The organism is Microbacterium maritypicum MF109 (assembly GCF_000455825.1).
In the GTDB taxonomy this organism is placed as follows: domain Bacteria; phylum Actinomycetota; class Actinomycetes; order Actinomycetales; family Microbacteriaceae; genus Microbacterium; species Microbacterium maritypicum_A.
In genome coordinates, this window is the sequence record NZ_ATAO01000206.1 from 18,442 (window position 1) to 37,799 (window position 19,358).

Here is a 19,358-nt window from a genome sequence, read left to right on the forward strand (position 1 = left end):
TCGGGGGCGCCCGTTCTTCGTGACCGAGGTCATTCTGCCTCTAAACATCCGATGTCTATGCCAGGATGGAGGACATGCGACAGGAATGGTTTGACCGGGCCCGGTTCGGCATGTTCGTCCACTTCGGCCTCTACAGCGGCGCTGCCCGGCACGAGTGGGTCCAGAACTACGAACGCCTCACCGATGAGGACTACCGGCAGTATTTCGAGCACTTCGACCCGGATCTCTTCGATGCGACCGCCCTGGCGCGCACGGCGAAGGAGACCGGCATGGGATACGTGGTGCTCACCACGAAGCACCACGACGGATTCTGCCTCTGGGACTCGAAGCTGACGGACTTCACGTCGGTGACGAACACCGGACGCGACCTCGTGCGCGAGTATGTGGAGGCGCTGCGGGCCGAGGGCCTCAAGGTCGGCCTCTACCACTCGGTGATCGATTGGCATCACCCCGACTTCACCGTGGACTGGAATCACCCGCGCCGTGACGACGAGGGCGCGCACGCGCTGAACGTCGGGCGCGACATGGCCGCGTACCGCGACTACCTCCACGGGCAGGTGCGCGAGCTCCTCACGGAGTACGGCGACATCGACTACCTCTTCTTCGACTTCACCTACCCCGAGGAGAAGGACGGATGGGTGGGCAAGGGGCCCGGCGACTGGGACGCGACAGCCCTGCTCGCCCTGTGCCGGGAACTGCAGCCGAACATGCTCGTGAATGATCGTCTGGGCATTCCGGCCGACTTCGTCACCCCCGAGCAGTACCAGCCGACCTCGCCGATCGTGCGTGACGGTGTGCCGCTGATCTGGGAGGCGTGCCAGACGCTGAACGGCTCCTGGGGCTACCACCGTGACAACACCGATCAGAAGTCGCCCACCATGCTCGTGCAGATGCTGGTGGACTCTGTGTCGATGGGCGGCAACATGCTGTTGAACATCGGCCCGGACGGACGTGGGGCGATCGCGCCCCGCGATGCGCAGACGCTGGGAGAGATCGGCGAGTGGATGCGCCTGCATCGGGGCGCCGTGATCGGCGCCGGGCACGCGTCGTTCACCCCGCCGCGCGAGGGGGTGTACACGCGTAGGGGGAACCGCCTGTACCTGAACCTGTTCAGTTGGCCGATGGGCTTCGTGCACCTGCCGGAGCTCGCCGGGAAGGTGTCGTACGCGCGGCTGCTGAACGACGGATCGTGGCTCCGGACCAGCGTGTCCGATCCGGATCGCGAGGCGGATCTGATGACGCCTGCGGGGGAGGCCGAGGGGACGCTGACGGTGCACCTCCCGGTGCGGCGCCCCGACGTGCTCGTGCCCGTGATCGAACTGACTCTGATCGCCGACTGAGTCCCTCGTGGCGGCGGCTCAGGCCGTCGCCACGGGGATGTCCATGCCCTCGAGCGCGAGGCGCGCGGCTCCATGCAGGATGGCATCAGCGCCCGTGGTCGCGGACTCGATGCGCAGGCGCTGCGTGGCGAGCGGGTGGCACGCCTCGTAGACCCGGCTGCGGACGGCGGCGATGAACGGTTCGGATGCGCTCATGCTGCCGGTGAGGAACACGGCGTGCGGGTTGAAGAAGTTCACGACGCCGGAGAGCGCCTGTCCGAGATGGGTGCCTGCGGTCCGCACCAGTGTCGTGGCCAGGGGATCCGCATCGCGCGCCAGGCTGAGCACATCGGTCGTCGTGTGCACGGAGTCGTTGCCGCGGTCTCGCATCTGCCGCACGAGGCTCGCCCCGCTCGCCACGGTCTCGAGGCAGCCGGTGTTGCCGCAGGAGCAGGGGATGTCGCCGCTGCCGTCGATGCGGGTGTGCGTGATGTCGCCGGCGGCGGAGGTCGCACCGCGGTGCACGCGGCCGTCGACGATGATGCCGCTGCCGATCGCGGTTCCCGCCTTCACCGTGATGCTGTGGCCGGTGTGGCCGAAGCGCTCACGGTGCTCTCCCAGGGCGGCGAGATTGGCGTCGTTGTCGACCGCCACCGGAACGTCGTAGCGCGTGGAGAGGTGCTCGCCGACGCGGAACCCCGGCCATCCGGGCATCCGCGATGGCTGATCGACCGAGCCTGTCGCGATGTCGACGGGGCCCGGAAGGCTGATGCCGATCGCGTGGACGCGGCCGGCGGACGCCAGGCGGTCGAACACGACACCGAGGCGGTCGAGCGTCGCCTCGGGGCCCTCGGTCACATCGACGGCGATCGACTCGCTGTCCAAGAGGGCGCCACTGAGGGAGTGCCTGCCGATGCGCGCGTGGCCGCCGCCGAGGTCTGCCGAGAGTACGAAGCCGTCCGCGGCGATCTGGAGGACCCGGGGACGTCGTCCGCCGCGCGAGGTGCCGTCGCCCGCTTCGCGGAGGACTCCGGCGTCGAGGAGGGACTGTACGCGGAGTCCGACCGTCGATGCGGCGACGCCGAGCGATGTGGCGAGCTCCGATCGCGAGCGGGCCTCGCCGCGCGCGACGAGGTCGAGGATCCGCCGCGTGTGCGGGTCGTCGACGGTGGTGTCAGCGGTGTTCGTCATGGGAGCACTTTCCTGTCGGAGCATCGTCAGCGTAGCGGGGGATGGTCGTGTTTCCCGGGAGTTACGAATTATCAAGGTCCGATAAACATCGGATGTTCAGCTTGCGGCCTCTTGCGAAGTATGAAACGGTAACTTCATACGAAATCCTACTAGGTTAATTCGAGCCTCGAAATAACCAGTTCCCTTCCAGGAGGCATTCAATGAAGAAGTTGCGTGTAGGGGCTGTTGTCGCCGTCGCCGGCGTGGCAGTCGCGATGACCGGCTGCGCGAGCGGCAGCGGCACCGGCGGTTCCGCCGACGGCGACACGATCGTCGTCGACATGTGGGCGGGGAGCGAGTCCGACGTCGATGCCCTCGAGGCCCAGGTCGCATTCGCGCAGGAGCAGAACCCCGACATCAAGATCAAGCTGCAGACGTCGCCGTGGAGCGACTTCTTCACGAAGCTGACCACCAACATGGCCAGCGGCAACATGGCGTGCGTGACCGGTATGAGCGGAGCGCAGCTGGGCGGCTACACCGGCGGCTTCCGTGAGCTGAGCGATGCCGACCTCAAGACGGCCGGCATCGACTGGTCCGAGTTCAACCCGAGCGCCGACGGCATCCTCAGCTTCGAGGGCAAGACCTATGGCGTGCCCTTCGACGTCGCCACCATGCTCGTGTACTACAACCAGGACATGCTGACCGCAGCGGGCGCCCCCACCCCGGAGATCGGGTGGACGTTCGACGACTTCGACACCATCGCCGCGGCTGCCACCAAGGACGGCAAGTACGGCTTCGGCATGGGCATGGGCGGCTACCAGTGGATGTCGATGCCGATCGCGTACTCCGCGACGCAGCCGGCCTCCGAGGACGGCACCCTGCACATCGACGAGAAGGCGTTCGTCGACGCCTCGACCTGGTACGCCGAGCTGGTGACCGAGAAGAAGGTCGCGGCCCCCGTGGCGTCCGCCTCCGACACCGGATGGGGCGAGAACCAGTACACCGGCGCCAATGCCGCGATGGCCGTCGACGGCACGTGGAACGCCGTGAGCTACCTCGACAACGAGTCCGGCTTCGCCGCCGGCATGGTGCCGCTGCCCGCAGGCGCGGACGGCAACCCCGGCCCGATCCTCGGCTCCGGTTACGGCATCTCGGCCAACTGCAAGAACCCGGAGGCCGCCCTCAAGGTGATGGGCTCGCTGCTGGGCGAGGACGCGCAGGACTACATCGCATCCTCGGGACGCTCGTATCCCGCGCGCACGTCGTCGCAGCCGCTGTACTTCGAGTCCATCGACGAGAAGTACCGCGACCAGGTGCAGTCGGTGTTCGAGGCCGCGTTCGGCGACACCGTTCCGCTGTACATGACGAAGAACTGGCAGAAGCTCGACAGCTACATCCAGCCCAACCTGGTCAGCGTCTACAACGGTCAGATGACGATGGAAGAGCTGCTCTCCAACGCGCAGGCGCAGTTCGGCGAGTGACCCGGCTCCGGCCACCGCAGTAACGCAGCAACAGAGAAAGAACTGAGATGACGATCACGACGAGACGTCGACGATCGCTCGCCAAGGTGGAGGCCGGTCAGGCGCTGGGGTTCGCAAGCCCCGCCCTGATCGGGCTCGCCCTGTTCACGATCGTGCCCGTCGGGCTCTCGATCGTGATGAGCGTCTTCGACTGGCCGACCTTCGGCGAGCGGACCTTCAACGGCGTGGACAACTACGTCAAGCTGTTCACCAGCAGCCCCGACTTCTGGCCGGCGCTGCGCAACTCGGCGGTATACACCCTGCTCTACGTGCCGCTGAGCGTCGCTCTCTCGCTCGTGCTCGCTCTCGGCCTCGGATCGCGAATCCGCGGACGAGGAGCCCTGCGCGTGCTCTTCTTCATCCCCGTGGTGACTCCGATGGTCGCCAACGTGCTGGTGTGGAAGATGATGCTGCAGCCGCAGGGGCTGTTCAACGGGCTCTCGCAGACCTGGTTCGGCATCGAGCTGCCGAACTTCCTCGCCGATCCGTCATGGGCCATGATCATGGTCGTCGTGATGAGCGTCTGGCAGGGGCTCGGCTACAACATGCTGATCTTCTCGGCCGCTCTCGAGCAGCTCCCCGAGAGCGTGCTGGAGGCGGCGAGCATCGACGGCGCCCGAGGGTTCCGCCGGGTATGGAGCATCATCATCCCGATGATCTCGCCGTCGATCTTCTTCGCGACGATCATGACGATGATCACCTCCCTGCAGGTGTTCGTCCAGCCGCAGATGCTCACCGGCGGCGGCCCCGGCAACGCCACCAAGCCGCTCGTCATGTACATCTGGGAGCAGGGGTTCACCTTCGGCGACCTCGGCCTCGCCGCCGCAGCCGCGTGGATCCTCTTCGCGATCATCATCGCGATCACCGGGCTCCAGTTCGCCGCGCAGAAGAAGTGGGTGCACTATGAGCACTGAGACCCTCGTCCGCCCCACGGGCCGTGCCGGCCGCTCCGATCGGGAGCGTGCGCGCGGCGCGGCGACCACACCGGGTGCCCGCGCGCGACTGATCCTCGCCCATGTCGCGATCTACATCGCGGCGCTGATCTTCATCTCCCCGCTGATCTACGCGTTCTTCTCGGCGCTCAAGCCGAACGCCGAGATGTTCTCGATGCCGCCGACCCTGGTGGGTTCCGAGCTGCGGTGGAGCAACTTCGTCGACGTGTTCGCCTACGGGCCGTTCCTGACCTACATCGTGAACTCCTTCATCGTCGCGATCGGCGGCACCCTCGTCGTTCTGGTCGTCTCGACCACGGCAGGGTACGCCTTCGGGCGTCTGCGCTGGAAGGGCCGCGACGCGGTGTTCGTGCTGTTCCTCGCGACGCTCATGGTGCCGGCCGAAGTCCTCGTCATCCCGATGTTCCAGGTGATGCAGTGGTTCAACTGGGTCGACACCTACCAGGCGCTGATCCTGCCCTTCGCCTTCGGGGCCTTCGGCACGTTCCTGATGCGGCAGTTCTTCCGCGGCATCCCGTACGAGCTGGAGGAGGCGGCACGCGTCGACGGCGCCGGCCCCGTGCGCTCGTTCCTGCAGATCATCCTTCCCCTGTCGAAGTCGGCCGTGGCGGTGCTCGCGGTGTTCACGTTCCTCTCGTTCTGGAACAGCTACCTGTGGCCGCTGATCGTGACGGTCGACTACAACGCGCACGGAACGCTCCCCGTCGGACTCGCGAGCTTCGCGGGACTCACCGGCACGCGGTGGGACCTGCAGATGGCCGCGGCCATCATCTCGATGGTGCCGACGACGATTCTCGTGATCGTGTTGCAGAAGCACCTCGTCAAGGGCATCGCGATGGCAGGACTGGGCGGGCGCTGAGCATGATCGGTCAGGAACAGCGCACCACCATGCCCGTCGACGGCGTCGTCCTCCCCAACGGCACCGGTCTGGTCGGGATCGACATCGGCGGCACCAAGATCGCGGCCCTCCTCGTCAGTGCCGAAGGAACCGTCCTCGCCAGGGGAAGCGTCCCGGCACCCGCTGCCCTCGGCGGAGGCGCGATGGCCGATGCGGCGGCAGAACTCACCCGCGCGCTGGTCGCCGAGGCCGACGTGACACTCGTCGCGGCAGGGGTCGGCGCAGCGGGGGTCATCGACCATGAGACCGGGACGATCCGCGCGGCATCGGCCACCTTCGTCGGGTGGGCGGGGTTCCCCCTGGCGGACGAACTCGAAGCACGTCTCGGCGTCCCCGTACGTGTCGAGAACGACGTCAACGCCTTCCTGCTCGGCGAGGCCGCCGCCGACGGGCGCACGGACCGCGATGTGCTCGGCGTGATGCTCGGCACGGGCGTCGGCGGTGCGCTCATGATCGACGGTGAGCTCCATCACGGTCCGCACGGTGCGGCGGGGGAGATCGGACACACCCCCGGCTACAGCGAGCTCGTGTGCACCTGTGGCCAGACCGGCCATCTGGAGACATTGGCGTCGGGCACCTCGATCGCACTGCGCTTTCAGGAGCGCACGGCGGGACCTATCCTCGACGCCAGAGACGTCGCCGACCGTGCCCGACAGGGCGACGTGGACGCGATCGCGGTGTTCGACGCCGCCGGGCACGCGCTCGCGCTCGCGTGTGCCAGTGCGGCGACGATCATGGATCTGCCCTGTGCGATCGTGGGCGGCGGCGTCGCCACCGCCTGGGACCTCCTCGAGCCGGCGATCGCGCGCACGCTGCGCACGGACTCTCCGGTATCGGGCATCCCTCTGCGCATCATCCCCGCCGTCCTCGGTTCCGATGCCGTCGCCCTCGGCGCCATCGAGACCGCCCGCCGTGCCCTCGTGCCGGCACGAGCACACTGATCCCGGTTCGCACCGACCACTCGATGAGCCCCGACCACCCGATGAGTCCACCCGACGAGCCCCGACAAGGAGCACACCACGTGACTGCACGTCCCGAAGCCCACGAGATCTGGATGGGTTCCCTTCCTTCCGTCGCAGACGGCGGGCTCCCGAGACCCCGCATCGGCATCGCCGGGATCTCGATCGAGTCGAGCACGTTCTCCCCTCATATCTCCGGTGACGAGGCCTTCACGGTCCGCACCGGAGAGGCCCTGCGCTCGTACTATCCCTTCCTCGAGGACGGGCGCGAGCTCGAAGCCGCCGCGGAGTGGGTACCGCTCACACACGGACGCTCCCTGCCGGGCGGAGCCGTGGCTCCGGAGACCTACCACCGGATGAAGGATGCGATCGTGGAGGGCATCCGCACGCAGGGGCCCTTCGACGGCTTCTTCTTCGACATCCACGGCGCCATGAGCGTCGTCGGCATGGAGGACGCCGAGGGGGATCTCGCTCTCGCGGTGCGCGCGGCCCTCGGCCCCGACACGCTGGTGTCGACCTCGATGGATCTGCACGGCAACGTCTCGGAGGTGCTGCGCGACGCGGTCGATCTGCTGACCTGCTACCGGATGGCGCCGCACGAGGACTGGATGAACACCAAGGAGCGGGCGGTGTGGAACCTGCTCTCGCGACTGCGGGGGCCGCACGGCACCGACCCGCTGCGTCGGCGCCCGTTCACGGCGTGGGTGCCGGTCCCGGTGCTGCTGCCCGGGGAGAAGACCAGCACCCGCCTGGAGCCGGCGCGCAGCATCTACGCGCAGCTGCCCGAGATCGAAGCGCTTCCCGGCGTCGTCGACGCCTCGGTGTGGATCGGCTATGCCTGGGCGGACGAGCCGCGGTGCCAGGCGTACGTCGTGGTCACCGGCGACGACGAGGAGCTGATCGCGCGCGAGGCCGAGCGCGTGGCACGGATGTTCTGGGACGCCCGCGAGGACTTCGTCTTCGTGGCCGAGACCGGATCCCTCGATGAGGCGCTCGAGAAGGCGCTCGCCCCGGGAGCGCCGCATCCGTACCTGATCTCGGACTCGGGCGACAACCCGACCGCCGGTGGTGCGGGCGACGTGACCTGGACGCTCGCGCACCTGCTGCAGCGTGCGGAGCTCACCGACGGCAGGCGCACCACTCTGGTCGCCTCAATCTTCGATCCCGTGGCCGTCGCCCAGGCAGCGGCCGCCGGTGTCGGCGCCACCGTCACCCTCGACGCCGGCGCAGGGGTCGACCCAGGCCCGCACGGCCCCGTGCCGATCACCGGGACCGTGTTCTCCATCACCGACGGGGATCCCGATGCGGGCACGCAGGTCGTGATCGCAGTGGGCGGGCTGCACGCCATCATCACCGAGCGCCGCAAGCCGTTCCACCACCTCTCGGATTTCCGGATGCTGGGGCTCGAGCCCACGAGCGCCGACATCGTCGTGGTGAAGATCGGCTACCTCGAACCGGAGCTGTACGAGCTCGCCGTGGGCTGGACGCTCGCGTTGACGCCCGGAGGTGTCGATCAGGACCTGCTGCGTCTGGGCCACCACCGCCTGCGGCCCGGCGTCTACCCCTTCGACCCGAACGGGAATCCCGATCTCACCGCGGTCGTCGTCCGTCGCGGAACCCCTGAGGAGCAGAGCGCATGATGAACTTCGAGAAGCGCACCGGACCGGACCTCGGCGCGGACGCTCCGACGTACCCGACGCAGGGTGTGCCCGACTGGTACCGCGACGCGAAGCTCGGCTTCTTCGTGCACTGGGGCCTCTACTCGGTGCCGGCGTGGGCCGTGCAGCACGGCGAGGGCGTGAACATTCCGACCGAGGACGCGTACGCCTGGCACCAGTACGCAGAGTGGTACGGCAACACCGTGCGCATCGCCGGCAGCCCCACGTGGGAGCGGCATCAGCAGCTGTTCGGGCCGGGCACCTCGTACGAGGACCTCGCCGATCGATGGGATGCCTCGGCGTTCGACGCGGATGCCTTCGTGGGCGAGCTCGTCGGCGCGGGAGCCCGGTACATCATCCCCACGACGAAGCACCACGAGGGGTTCTGCCTGTGGGACACCGCGACGACCGGCTTCAACGCGGTGGCTCGTGGTCCGCGCCGTGACCTCATCTCCGAGTTCCACGATGCCACCCGCCGGGCGGGTGCGAAGTTCGGCGTCTACTACTCGGGCGCGCTCGACTGGCATGTGAGCGACTTCCCGGCGATCGAATCGGACACCGATCTGTTCCGGTTCCGTCGCAACGACGCGCACTTCGCCCGCTACTCCGCCGCACAGCTCGACGAGCTCGTGGCGCGCTTCTCGCCCGACGTGCTCTGGAACGACATCGAGTGGCCGGACGGTGGCAAGGGGCGTGACGATTACGCGGTCGCCGCGCTCCTGGAGCGGTACTTCGATGCCGTACCGGATGGTGTCGTCAACGACCGCTGGGGTGTGCCGTACCACGGCTTCCTCACCCGCGAATACACGGACATCCCCGAGATCATCCCGGAGCCATGGGAGTCGACCCGCGGCCTCGGCTACTCGTTCGGTTTCAACCAGGCGGAGGACGAGCGGCACTCGCTGTCCGGTGCGGCGCTCATCCGCCTGCTCGTCGACGTCGTGGCCAAGAACGGCAATCTGCTGATCAACGTGGGCCCTGCGGCCGACGGCTCGATCCCGGAACTGCAGCGGAGCGCGATGCGCGAGCTGGGTGCGTGGCTGCAGGCGAACGGGCACGCGATCTACGGCACACGACCGTGGATCCGGATGGGGGAGCGGAGCGGCGCTCCGCGTCGCTACACGACCACAGGGGCGACGGTGCACGTGCACGCGCTCGACCCGAGCGTCGGCACGATCGGGTTGCCCGATGAACTGCGCACGCGCGATCTGCGCTGGTCGGACGGGTCCGTCGCCGAGCGGTCGGCGCAGGACAGCGCGGTCGTTGTGATCCCGGCCGGTCTGCGCGAAGAGGCTGTCGCGGTCCTGTCCGCAGGCTGAGACGGATCAGATCGCGACGAGGCGAGGGCCCTCCCGACCACGAGTCGGGAGGGCCCTCGCTGTGTGCGCCCGCGCTCAGGGGCGGGTGAGCTCCTCGAGCACCTCGATCACATGCCGATACGGTCGCCCTGTGGCACGTGTCATCCCGATCTCGCAGGTGCGGTTGGCCGACACGAACGCATCGAAGTCGCCGCGCGTGCTCTCGGCCTCCGCGATCTCCGCCGACTCCTGAGCGGTCGCGCTGGCCGTGAGCTCGGGGTGCAGCATGCCGCGGTCCCCGGCGAAGGCGCAGCAGCCCCACCCCTCGGGGACGAACACGTCGTCGGCGACGGCTTCGGCGATCGTGGTCAGCGCCCCGGTCGCCCCGAGCGCCGTCGTGGAACAGGTCGGATGCACCGCGATGGTGGGCAGCTTCGCCGTGACGGTCAGCTTCGGCAGCACCTCGCGGGACACGAAGGTCGTGGCGTCCTCGATACGCAGCCCGGCGTACCGGGGGTTCTTCGCGACCGACTGTGCGAGCATCACGTCCAGGCCCTCGGTGCAGGACGCCGCATCGCACACCACGGGAAGCTCGCCGTGCCGGCTCGCGACCCACAACGACTCCAGGACCCGGTTCGACATGCGTGCGTATCCGTCGAGATGGCCCTTCGACTTCCACGGTGTGCCGCAGCAGAGTCCGCCGTTCTCCTCGGGGATCACGACGGGGATCCCCGCCCGGTCGAGCAGTGCACGCAGGGCATCCCGAGATCCCTCGCCCTCGCCCTCCGCACCGAACATCGTCCCGATGCAGGCGCCGAAGAAGACGGCCTGCGCATCGGTCGGCGACTCCGGGCGCGGGGGCTTCGAGCCGCCGTGGGGGAGCCCGCCGTCGTAGAGGGGCACGGTGTCGGTGCCGAGGACCGCGCGGCCGAGATGGGTGACGCCGCGCACGAGCGGAGCGGGGAGGGCATCGGCGACGGTGAGCGCGACCCCTCCGGCCCGGGTGACCGTGCCCCAGTGCTTCGCGGCCACGCCCCACACCGCGCCTTCGATCGCGTTCGACTGCTCCGCACGAAGCCGACGCACGAGGTCGCCGGTGTTGATGTCGACCGGACAGGCCACGCCGCACATGCCGTCGACCGCACACGTCTGGACGCCGTCGTAGTCGTAGTCCTTCTGCAGGTCGCGCAGCAGCTCGGTGTCGCCCTGCTCCTCGGCCCACGCCATGTCGCGGCGGATCACGATGCGCTGTCGAGGCGTGAGGGTGATGCTCTTGCTCGGACAGGTCGGTTCGCAGTACCCGCATTCGACGCAGCGGTCGACCTCGCGCTCGACCGTCGGCACCCGCTTGAGGTCATGCAGGTAGGAGTCCGGGTCGTCGGAGAGGACCACCCCCGGATTCAGGATGCCGTCGGGGTCGAGGAGGCCCTTGATCTCCCACATCATGTCGGTGAGCTCGTCACCGTACTGGCGGCGTACGAACGGCGCCATGATGCGCCCGGTCCCGTGCTCGGCCTTCAGCGATCCCTGCTGGGACAGCACGAGGTCCACCAGATCATCGGTGAAGCGCCGATAGCGCGCGACGCTGTCGGCATCGTCGAAACGCTCGTTGAGGAGGAAGTGGACGTTGCCGTCCTTGGCGTGCCCGAAGATCACCGAGCCCTCGTACCCGTGCGCGGCGAACAGCTCGATGAGTCGCTCGCACGTGTGGAGAAGACGCGGCACCGGCACCACGATGTCCTCGAGGAGAGCCGTCGTTCCCGAGGGGCGGGCGCCGGCGACCGCGGTGTAGAGACCTTTGCGCACGTGCCACAGTGAAGCGCGTTCTCCGGAGTCCGTGGTGAGGCGCGGTGCCACGGCGAGCGGCAGTACCTCGAAATGCGCCTGTGCCGTCGCACTCGCCTCCCTGAGCGCATCGTCGTCGGAGGCGTGCACCTCCACCAGGAGAGCGGCGTGCCCCTGCACCTCGATCTCCGCGATCGATGCCGGGACGTCGCTCAACCCCTGCGCGACACGGAGGGAGGCGGCATCCATGAGCTCGATGGTGGCGAGTCCGAGTCGGGTGAGGTCGGGAAGTGCCGTCATCGCGGCGGACAGCGTCTCGAACACGAGCAGCCCTGTCGCGATCGACGGGCGCACCTCGATCGTGCGGAAGCGGGCCTCGGCAACGAAGGCGAGTGTGCCCTCGGAGCCGATGATGAGGTGCTCCAGGATGCGCACGGGGTCATCGAAGTCGAGGAGCGCGTTCAGCCCGTAACCCATGGTGTTCTTCATGGAGAACTGCTGGCGCAGGAAGGCGACGCGCTCGGGGGTTGCGAGCAGACGTGCCCGCAGATCGAGCAGGCCCTCGGCGATCGCGGGTTCCGCGGCGTGCAGCAGCTCATTCGCATCCGGACGGCCGGTGTCGAGGATCGTTCCGCTCGGGAGCACGATCGTCATCGACTCGATCGTCCGGTACGAGTTCTCGGTGATGCCGCAGGCCATTCCGCTGGAGTTGTTCGCGACGACTCCGCCGATCGTGCAGGCGATCTCGCTGGCGGGGTCGGGGCCGAGCTTGCGGCGATAGCGCGTGAGTCTGGTGTTGACCTGGCGCACGGTGGCGCCGGGGCCGACGCGCACGGTCGCGCCGTCGTCTTCCACGCGGATCTCGCGGAAGCTGCTGCGGGTGTCGACGAGGATGTCCCCGCTCACGCTCTGCCCGGAGAGGCTGGTGCCCCCGGAGCGGAACGTCATCGTGCGGCCGGCGGCGCGAACGGCTCCGAAGGCGCGTGCCACCCCTTCGGCATCCGCGGGGGAGAGCACCGCATCCGGGATCAGCAGGTAGTGGGAGGCGTCGTGGGCGCGGGCGAAGCGGTCGATGGAGCGCGAATGGACCTGAGTCGCGGAGCCCAGCAGGTCGGGGTCCAGCGGTTCGGCGAGGGTGGTCGGCACGGTGCTCCTCTGCTCCGTCGGAAGGTGATCAACGAGATTGTCAGACAAGTGTACCGAGCGTGCGGCTCTTCGATAGGCTGACCCGCATGACCACCACTTCGGACGCACCGCTGGGGATCGTCGGCGTCGTGGATGCCGTCACCGCACAGCTGCGCGGTCGTATCCTCGGCGGCGAGATCCGCTCGGGGGATCCGATCACGGAAGCGGCCGTGTCGCAGACCTTCGGAGTTGCGCGTCCCAGCGCGAAAGCGGCGATCGAACAGCTCGTCGCCAGTGGCCTGCTCGTGCGCACCGCGCATCGGAGCGCGCGTGTGGTCGGGATCGACCCCGCGACAGTGCGTGACGTCTACCGCACCAGGGTCCGACTCGAGAGCGCGGCGCTTCGCGAGCTCGCGAAGACCAGCACCGTGCCGCGCGCGGCGCGCGATGCGAATGCGGAGATCCTCGCGATGCCCCCGGGTCCCGACCCGGCGACCGTGAACCCCGATCTGCGGTTCCACACCGCCATCATCGATGCACTCGACAGCGAACGCACCGGGCGCATGTACCGCAGCGTGCTCGACGAAGTGCGGCTGTGCATGGCGCAGGTGCAGGGGCGCCGGCTTCTCGACGCCTCGGTGATCGCGTCGCAGCATGCCGAGATCCTCGACGCGGTCGCTTCAGGCGACGGAGAACGGGCAGCGGCTCTTCTCGACGCGCACCTGTCGTCGGCCGAGCAGCGGCTGGTGGAGGCGCTCGACGCGGAGTAGCGTCGAGCGGGCCGTCACTCCGCCGGAGCTTCCTCGACCACGATCGGGGCTTCGGCCGGATCAGCCCACACCGGCGCCGGGAGCACGGTGTCGGTCTGGCCTGCCTGGATCGATCGCAGCGCCTCGGTGATCTGCTCATCGTTCTCGGGGACGGGAAGGTCGCAGGCGCGCAGTTCCGAAGCGAACTGCAGGGTCAGCCGGATCTTGCCCGCCTCGACGGCCTGTGCGGTCGTACCGGTGCGGATCTCGCTCCCGGTCTGGATCGCCGGGACGTCATCGCAGACGTGGTAGACCTTGCCGCCGTCGACCCAGACCACCTCGTCCTTGCCCAGGAGCTGGATCACGGCCGACTGGTCGGCCGTGTACTGCTCGACGGACGCCGGAGCGAAGTCGACGCCGATGAAGACGGCCAGGGCCGCGAGGACGACGCCGACGATTCCAGCCGTGGTCTTCTGGCCCTTGTCCATGTCCTTGTTGAGGAAGATCAGGATGACCAGTGGGAGGAACGCCACGACTGCGACGATCGCACCGAGCTGGTTCTGCACGAAGAACCGCGTCTTGTCCGCCCTGCGCGCGGGGTCGAGGCGGTTGGCCTTCTTCCACAGCACCGAGCCGGTGATGGACAGGGCCGCGATCACGACGAGCAGCACGAGGAGCGTGATGAACGCCCACTGCGGGAACGTCGCGGTGACACCCTGCTCCTCGAGCAGGCCGGTGTCGGGGTTGCGGACGAGGGTGCCGTCTTCGCCGACGAACACACGCTGGCGCAGGAGCCAGAAAATGCCGACGCCTTCGCCGATGATCGCGACAGCCCAGAGGATGGCGGCGATCCAGCGGAAGCGCGTCGCCTTGGCCTTGGCTTCGGGGGTGGGGACCCAACCGGCAGGCGGTTCGGTCGCCGCGCTCTTCGCGGACTGGGCGACGCGGGCGTCGCTGTTCCCGGTCTCGGCGTTCTCGCTCGCAGCCACGGTGTTCCCTTCCCCTCCGGTGCCCGCCGATCCGGCTCAGGGCAACCCCGATCCTAGTGGACCGGGTGTCCTACGCTGGGGACATGACTTCCGATTCCGACGACGCGCTCAGCTGGGACGGCGACGAGGCCTCGACACCGAAGGATCGCGCGCTTCCGCACGGCTGGAACGCCGTCGGCAAGGGCAGCGACGACGTCGGGACGATCGAGGACGACGGCACCGTCACACCGGCGACCGATGACGAGCCCTCGGGTCTGAGCACCCCGATGCTGCTGCTCGTCGGTGTCGTCGGCGGCGTCTACCTTCTCTACACAATCGGCTGGATCGTCGGAGGGCTCCGGTTGCAGCCGCTGGCATCCTTCCTCGTCTCCGACGTGATGTTCCTGCCGTGGTTCTTCCTCGCGATCGCTGCGCCCGCGCTGTGGTTCCTGGCGACCTGGGTGCTCACACGGGGGAGTGCGGCCTGGATCCGCGTCGCGGTGCTGTTCGCGGGGGTCGTGCTCCTCGTCCCCTGGCCCTTCGTCACCGTGGGGGTGATCGGATCATGACCACGTCGTCGAACGAAGCGCAGGTATCCGCGGATTCTCCGCGTTGGCTCGTCGGGCTCGTCATCGGCCTGGCAGGACTCTTCTACGCCTACGCGGTCTGGAATGCCGTCGCGCACCTCATCACGATGGCCCAGACCGGACTGAGTGGCGGCGGGTGGGCGACGCTGCTGTTCGGCGTCGCCTTCCCCGCGATCGTGTTCGTCTTCGCCTATGTGATCGGCCGGCGGCGCCGTGTCGGCGAACTGGCGCTCGTGTTCCTCGCCGGACTCGGCGTCGTCGCGGTGTTCTGGATGAGTCTGATCGCGCTGAGCCTCACGATGCCCAGCGCGTGAGCGGCCTGCCGTACCGCGTCACACGGCACGGAGCGCTGCGCCTGCTCCGGTAGAGTTGACGCGATCGCGCCCCCATGGTGTGCGGCGCATCGGCCCCTGCCGCGCTGCCCCGAAGGATCCACTGTGCCGAAGCCTGTCGTGCTTATCGCCGAAGTACTCTCTCCCGCCACGATCGACGCTCTCGGTCCCGACTTCGACGTCCGTGACGTCGACGGCACCGACCGCGAAGCGCTGTTCGCGGCGCTCGCGGATGCCGATGCCGTGCTGGTCCGCTCGGCGACGCGCATCGACGAGGAGGCGCTGGGGCACGCCCCGAAGCTGAAGGTGGTCGCCCGCGCCGGAGTGGGCCTCGACAACGTCGACATCAAGGCGGCCACGGCTGCCGGCGTCATGGTCGTCAACGCGCCGACCTCGAACATCGTCTCCGCCGCCGAGCTCACGGTGGGCCACATCCTGAGCCTCGCCCGCCGCATCCCGGCGGCGCATGCCTCACTGTCTGCCGGTGCCTGGAAGCGCAGCTCCTTCACCGGCGCCGAGCTGTTCGAGAAGACGGTCGGCATCGTCGGTCTCGGCCGCATCGGCGCGCTCGTCGCCGCGCGCCTCGCGGCTTTCGACATGCGGGTCGTCGCCTACGACCCCTATGTCACGTCTGCCCGCGCACAGCAGCTCGGCGTGCAGCTGCTCTCGCTCGACGAGCTCGTGGCGGAGTCGGACTTCCTGACGATCCACATGCCGAAGACGCCGGAGACGACCGGCATGATCGGTGCCGAGCAGTTCGCAGCCATGAAGCCGACCGCCTTCGTGGTCAACGTCGCACGCGGTGGGCTGATCGACGAGGAGGCGCTGCACGCGGCCCTCGTCGCGGGTGAGATCGCCGGTGCCGGACTCGACGTGTTCACCTCCGAGCCCCCGGCAGAGGGAGGCACCGCGCGGCCGCTCCTCGACCTGCCCAACGTCGTGGTCACCCCTCACCTCGGTGCCAGCACCGAAGAGGCGCAGGAGAAGGCCGGCGTCTCGGTCGCCCGTTCCGTGCGCCTCGCTCTCGGCGGCGACCTCGTCCCCGACGCGGTGAACGTCGCGGGTGGCGTCATCGATCCCTACGTGCGTCCCGGCATCTCGCTCGTCGAGAAGCTCGGCCAGATCTTCGCGGCACTCGCGACGTCGCCGCTCACCAGCCTCGATGTCGAGGTGCACGGAGAGCTGAACGACTACGACGTCAGCGTGCTCAAGCTCGCTGCGCTGAAGGGCGTGTTCACCAACATCGTCAGCGAGACGGTCTCTTACGTCAACGCGCCGCTCCTCGCCGACCAGCGGGGGATCGCAGTGCGTCTGCTCAAGGATGACGTCAGCGACGAATACCGCAACGTCATCACCCTCGCGGGCGCGTTGTCCGACGGCTCGCAGCTCTCGGTGTCCGGCACGCTCACCGGCCCGAAGCAGACCGAGAAGCTCGTCGGCATCAACGACCACCGGCTCGAGCTGCCGATCGAGAAGCACCATGTCGTGATGCTCTACACCGACCGCCCCGGCATCGTCGCCGTGTACGGCCAGAAGTTCGGGGAGGCCGGCATCAACATCGCCGGCATGCAGATCGCCCGTCAGGCCGCCGGGGCCCAGGCCCTCAGCGTGCTGACCCTGGACTCGCCGGTCTCGGACGAACTGCTCGACGACGTGCGCGACGCGATCGACGCCGACCTCTTCCGTCAGATCGAGATCACCGAGGTCTGATCGCACAGGTCTGGCTGCACCGGTCTCAGTGCGCCGATGTAGAAGAGGGCGGGAGCGTGATGCTCCCGCCCTCTTCTCATGTCTCGGCGGGTCAGGCCGTGGCTCTGAGGACCAGGGCGATCAGCTCGGCGAGTTCGTCGCTGCGGGGGACGAGCCGCTCGGGGCCGTGCACGTCTAGCGAGTTGTTGAAGTAGAGCCCGTCGCTCACGAGCATCACGAGGTCGAGGCTCGCATTGTCGCGCACATGCGGGCGGATCGTCTCCGCCCAGCGTCGTCGCGTGTCGCGGAGCATGTCGGCGGCAGGGATTGATCCGCCCTGGGCCAGCCGCGTCGTGGCGATCAGCACGCGATCGAGGGCGTCGTCCTCCATGACCGAGGTGCGCACGTAGTAGGCGACCGGCCCCTCGTCGGCTGCGGTCATGCGTTCGAGGTCGAGCGTCGTGAGCCGGTCGAGCCGCTCGACGAGCCCTGCCTCCAGTTCATCCTTCGACCCGAAGTGGTAGAGGAGGCCACCCTTGGAGACGCCGGCCGCCTTCGCGGTCGCATCGAGCGTCGCTGCACGTTCGCCGTCTTCGATGAGGATCGCTTCGAAGGCGTCGAGCACCTTCTCGCGGGCGAGGGGAGGTCGGGGCATCGTGGATCCTCTGCACAGGGGAGGGGCGGGAATTCTGTTACTATACCATCTGGACGGTTCACTAACCGTGCCGTCATGATTCTGAGAGGTGTTCCATGAACCGTACTGCGTCGATCCCGACGACAGAGACGGACGCTCCCCGCGTCGGAGCCCGCGGCTGGGCGGCACTCGTCGTCCTCATGCTGCCGGTGCTGCTGGTGTCGGTGGACAACACGGTGCTGAGCTTCGCGCTCCCCGAGATCTCGATCGCGCTCGCTCCCACGGGGGCGGAGCAGCTGTGGATCATCGACGTGTACCCCCTGGTGCTCGCCGGCCTCCTGGTCACGATGGGGACGCTGGGCGACCGCTTCGGGCGCCGGAAGATGCTGCTGATCGGTGCGACCGGCTTCGCCGCCGTCTCCGCACTGGCCGCCTTCGCGCCCACTGCCGGGCTGCTGATCGCCGCCCGGGCGCTCCTCGGCTTCTTCGGCGCCATGCTGATGCCGTCGACCCTTTCCCTCCTGCGCTCGATCTTCCAGAATCGCGACCAGCGCCGCATGGCGATCGCCGTGTGGGCGTCGGCGTTCTCCGCGGGCTCCGCGCTCGGACCGATCGTCGGCGGCTTTCTCCTCGAGCACTTCGCATGGGGTTCGGTCTTCCTCATCGCCGTGCCCGTGTTGATCCCGCTGCTCGTCGCCGCGCCGCTGCTGGTGCCCGAGAGCCGCGACCCGAACCCCGGGCGCATCGATCTGATCAGCATCGCGCTGTCGATGGCGACGATGATCCCGGTCGTCTACGCGATCAAGTCGCTGGCCGTCGACGGGCCGAGTCTCAAGGCCGGAGCCTGGGCGCTGCTCGGCTTCGTGATGGGCTACCTGTTCGTCCGTCGCCAGCTGCGTGCCAAGACGCCGATGCTCGACATGGCGCTCTTCCGTCGGGGATCCTTCTCCGGTGCGATCCTGGTCAACCTGCTGAGCGTCGTGGCTCTGGTCGGTTTCCTCTACTTCGTCTCGCAGCACCTGCAGCTCGTCCTCGGGCTGTCCCCGATGATGGCCGGGCTCGCGCTCGTGCCCGGAATGCTCGCGATGATCGTGGCCGGACTCTCGGTCGTCCCGATCTCCCGTCGTATCCCGCCGCACATCGTGATCCCCGTCGGGCTCGCGTTCTCTGTGGCCGGCTACCTGATCGTGGCGTTCACGACGCACGAGCACGGCGTCCTGCCGCTGGTCGTCGCATTCGTGGTGCTCGGCATCGGCATCGGTGCCGCCGAGACGATCTCCAACGAACTGATCCTCTCCAGCGCCCCCGCCGCGAAGGCGGGAGCAGCGAGTGCGGTCTCCGAGACCGCCTATGAACTCGGCGCGGTGCTCGGCACCGCGGTGCTCGGTGGCATCATCACGGCCTTCTACCGCGGGGCTCTCGTGCTTCCGGAGGGCTTGCCGGCAGACGTGGCGCACGCGGCGGGGGAGACTCTCGCCGGGGCCTACACGGCGGCGCAGGCGCTGCCGGGCCAGCTCGGCACCGCGTTGTGGGAGGCGGCGGCGGCCGCATTCGGCTCCGGGGTGATGGTGACCTCGCTGATCGGCGCTGGTCTCGTCGTCGTCGCGGGCGTGATCGCCGCCGTCACACTGCGCAAAGCCCCCACGCACTGACCAGTACGCTGGGAGGACCGGCTCGCTCGCCCTGCGGTGAGCCCGAGCCGGTCCATCCCCGT

At 68.5% G+C, this 19,358-nt stretch carries 16 protein-coding genes; 12 read left to right on the top strand and 4 right to left on the bottom strand.

From position 1 onward, the window contains the following. Positions 1-65 precede the first annotated feature (65 nt). Complete coding sequence (locus tag L687_RS34400; protein WP_373695051.1) at positions 66-1,340, top strand: alpha-L-fucosidase; 1,275 nt, start codon at positions 66-68, stop codon at positions 1,338-1,340. Between the two features lie 18 nt (positions 1,341-1,358). Here L687_RS34400 and L687_RS34405 read toward each other — a convergent pair whose 3' ends face one another. Beyond that, positions 1,359-2,510 carry an ROK family transcriptional regulator gene (locus L687_RS34405; protein ID WP_021200380.1) on the bottom strand — a complete coding sequence of 384 codons (1,152 nt, stop codon included), beginning with the start codon at positions 2,508-2,510 and terminating at the stop codon, positions 1,359-1,361. A 200-nt stretch (positions 2,511-2,710) separates the two neighbouring features. Between L687_RS34405 and L687_RS34410 the strand changes: the two genes are divergently transcribed. From L687_RS34410 to L687_RS34435, 6 genes are all read left to right on the top strand, one after another. Further along, the gene (locus L687_RS34410) at positions 2,711-3,970 is read left to right on the top strand and encodes an ABC transporter substrate-binding protein (RefSeq protein ID WP_021200381.1); all 1,260 of its coding nucleotides are present in this window, start codon (positions 2,711-2,713) and stop codon (positions 3,968-3,970) included. A 47-nt stretch (positions 3,971-4,017) separates the two neighbouring features. Beyond that, positions 4,018-4,923 (top strand): carbohydrate ABC transporter permease, encoded by a 906-nt coding sequence (locus L687_RS34415; protein WP_017830811.1) that lies wholly within the window; start codon positions 4,018-4,020, stop codon positions 4,921-4,923. Beyond that, positions 4,913-5,821 carry a carbohydrate ABC transporter permease gene (locus L687_RS34420; RefSeq protein WP_021200382.1) on the top strand — a complete coding sequence of 303 codons (909 nt, stop codon included), beginning with the start codon at positions 4,913-4,915 and terminating at the stop codon, positions 5,819-5,821. Before L687_RS34415 ends, L687_RS34420 begins: the two co-directional genes overlap by 11 nt. A gap of 2 nt (positions 5,822-5,823) precedes the next feature. Further along, positions 5,824-6,801 carry an ROK family protein gene (locus L687_RS34425; protein ID WP_021200383.1) on the top strand — a complete coding sequence of 326 codons (978 nt, stop codon included), beginning with the start codon at positions 5,824-5,826 and terminating at the stop codon, positions 6,799-6,801. Between the two features lie 113 nt (positions 6,802-6,914). Beyond that, positions 6,915-8,459: a M81 family metallopeptidase gene (locus L687_RS34430; RefSeq protein ID WP_031207594.1), complete on the top strand. Its 1,545-nt coding sequence runs from the start codon at positions 6,915-6,917 to the stop codon at positions 8,457-8,459. Next, entirely contained in the window at positions 8,456-9,796 is a 1,341-nt protein-coding gene (locus L687_RS34435; protein WP_021200385.1) for an alpha-L-fucosidase, read from the top strand. The genes L687_RS34430 and L687_RS34435 overlap by 4 nt, the downstream gene beginning before the upstream one ends. A gap of 75 nt (positions 9,797-9,871) precedes the next feature. On the opposite strand, the gene L687_RS34440 is transcribed toward L687_RS34435, so the two are convergent. Continuing rightward, positions 9,872-12,706, bottom strand: a complete 2,835-nt coding sequence (locus tag L687_RS34440; protein ID WP_021200386.1) for an FAD-binding and (Fe-S)-binding domain-containing protein — start codon at positions 12,704-12,706, stop codon at positions 9,872-9,874. Positions 12,707-12,792: 86 nt separating this feature from the next. Here L687_RS34440 and L687_RS34445 point away from each other — a divergent pair, with 86 nt between their 5' ends. After that, positions 12,793-13,455 (top strand): GntR family transcriptional regulator, encoded by a 663-nt coding sequence (locus L687_RS34445; protein ID WP_021200387.1) that lies wholly within the window; start codon positions 12,793-12,795, stop codon positions 13,453-13,455. 14 nt (positions 13,456-13,469) lie between these two features. Here the strand turns inward: L687_RS34445 and L687_RS34450 are convergent, their stop codons facing one another. Continuing rightward, positions 13,470-14,423 (bottom strand): hypothetical protein, encoded by a 954-nt coding sequence (locus tag L687_RS34450; protein ID WP_021200388.1) that lies wholly within the window; start codon positions 14,421-14,423, stop codon positions 13,470-13,472. Between the two features lie 83 nt (positions 14,424-14,506). On the opposite strand from L687_RS34450, the gene L687_RS34455 reads away from it, so the two are divergent. The 3 genes from L687_RS34455 to serA all read left to right on the top strand — a co-directional run bounded on the left by L687_RS34455 (position 14,507) and on the right by serA (position 17,031). Further along, positions 14,507-14,971 carry a hypothetical protein gene (locus L687_RS34455; RefSeq protein WP_021200389.1) on the top strand — a complete coding sequence of 155 codons (465 nt, stop codon included), beginning with the start codon at positions 14,507-14,509 and terminating at the stop codon, positions 14,969-14,971. Then, on the top strand, positions 14,968-15,303 hold the full coding sequence (locus L687_RS34460) for a hypothetical protein (RefSeq protein ID WP_021200390.1): 336 nt from the start codon (positions 14,968-14,970) through the stop codon (positions 15,301-15,303). Before L687_RS34455 ends, L687_RS34460 begins: the two co-directional genes overlap by 4 nt. A gap of 123 nt (positions 15,304-15,426) precedes the next feature. Beyond that, complete coding sequence (gene serA, locus L687_RS34465) at positions 15,427-17,031, top strand: phosphoglycerate dehydrogenase (RefSeq protein ID WP_021200391.1); 1,605 nt, start codon at positions 15,427-15,429, stop codon at positions 17,029-17,031. Between the two features lie 91 nt (positions 17,032-17,122). Here the strand turns inward: serA and L687_RS34470 are convergent, their stop codons facing one another. Continuing rightward, entirely contained in the window at positions 17,123-17,665 is a 543-nt protein-coding gene (locus L687_RS34470) for a TetR/AcrR family transcriptional regulator (protein WP_021200392.1), read from the bottom strand. A gap of 95 nt (positions 17,666-17,760) precedes the next feature. Here L687_RS34470 and L687_RS34475 point away from each other — a divergent pair, with 95 nt between their 5' ends. Next, positions 17,761-19,296 carry an MFS transporter gene (locus L687_RS34475; protein WP_021200393.1) on the top strand — a complete coding sequence of 512 codons (1,536 nt, stop codon included), beginning with the start codon at positions 17,761-17,763 and terminating at the stop codon, positions 19,294-19,296. Positions 19,297-19,358: the final 62 nt, after the last annotated feature.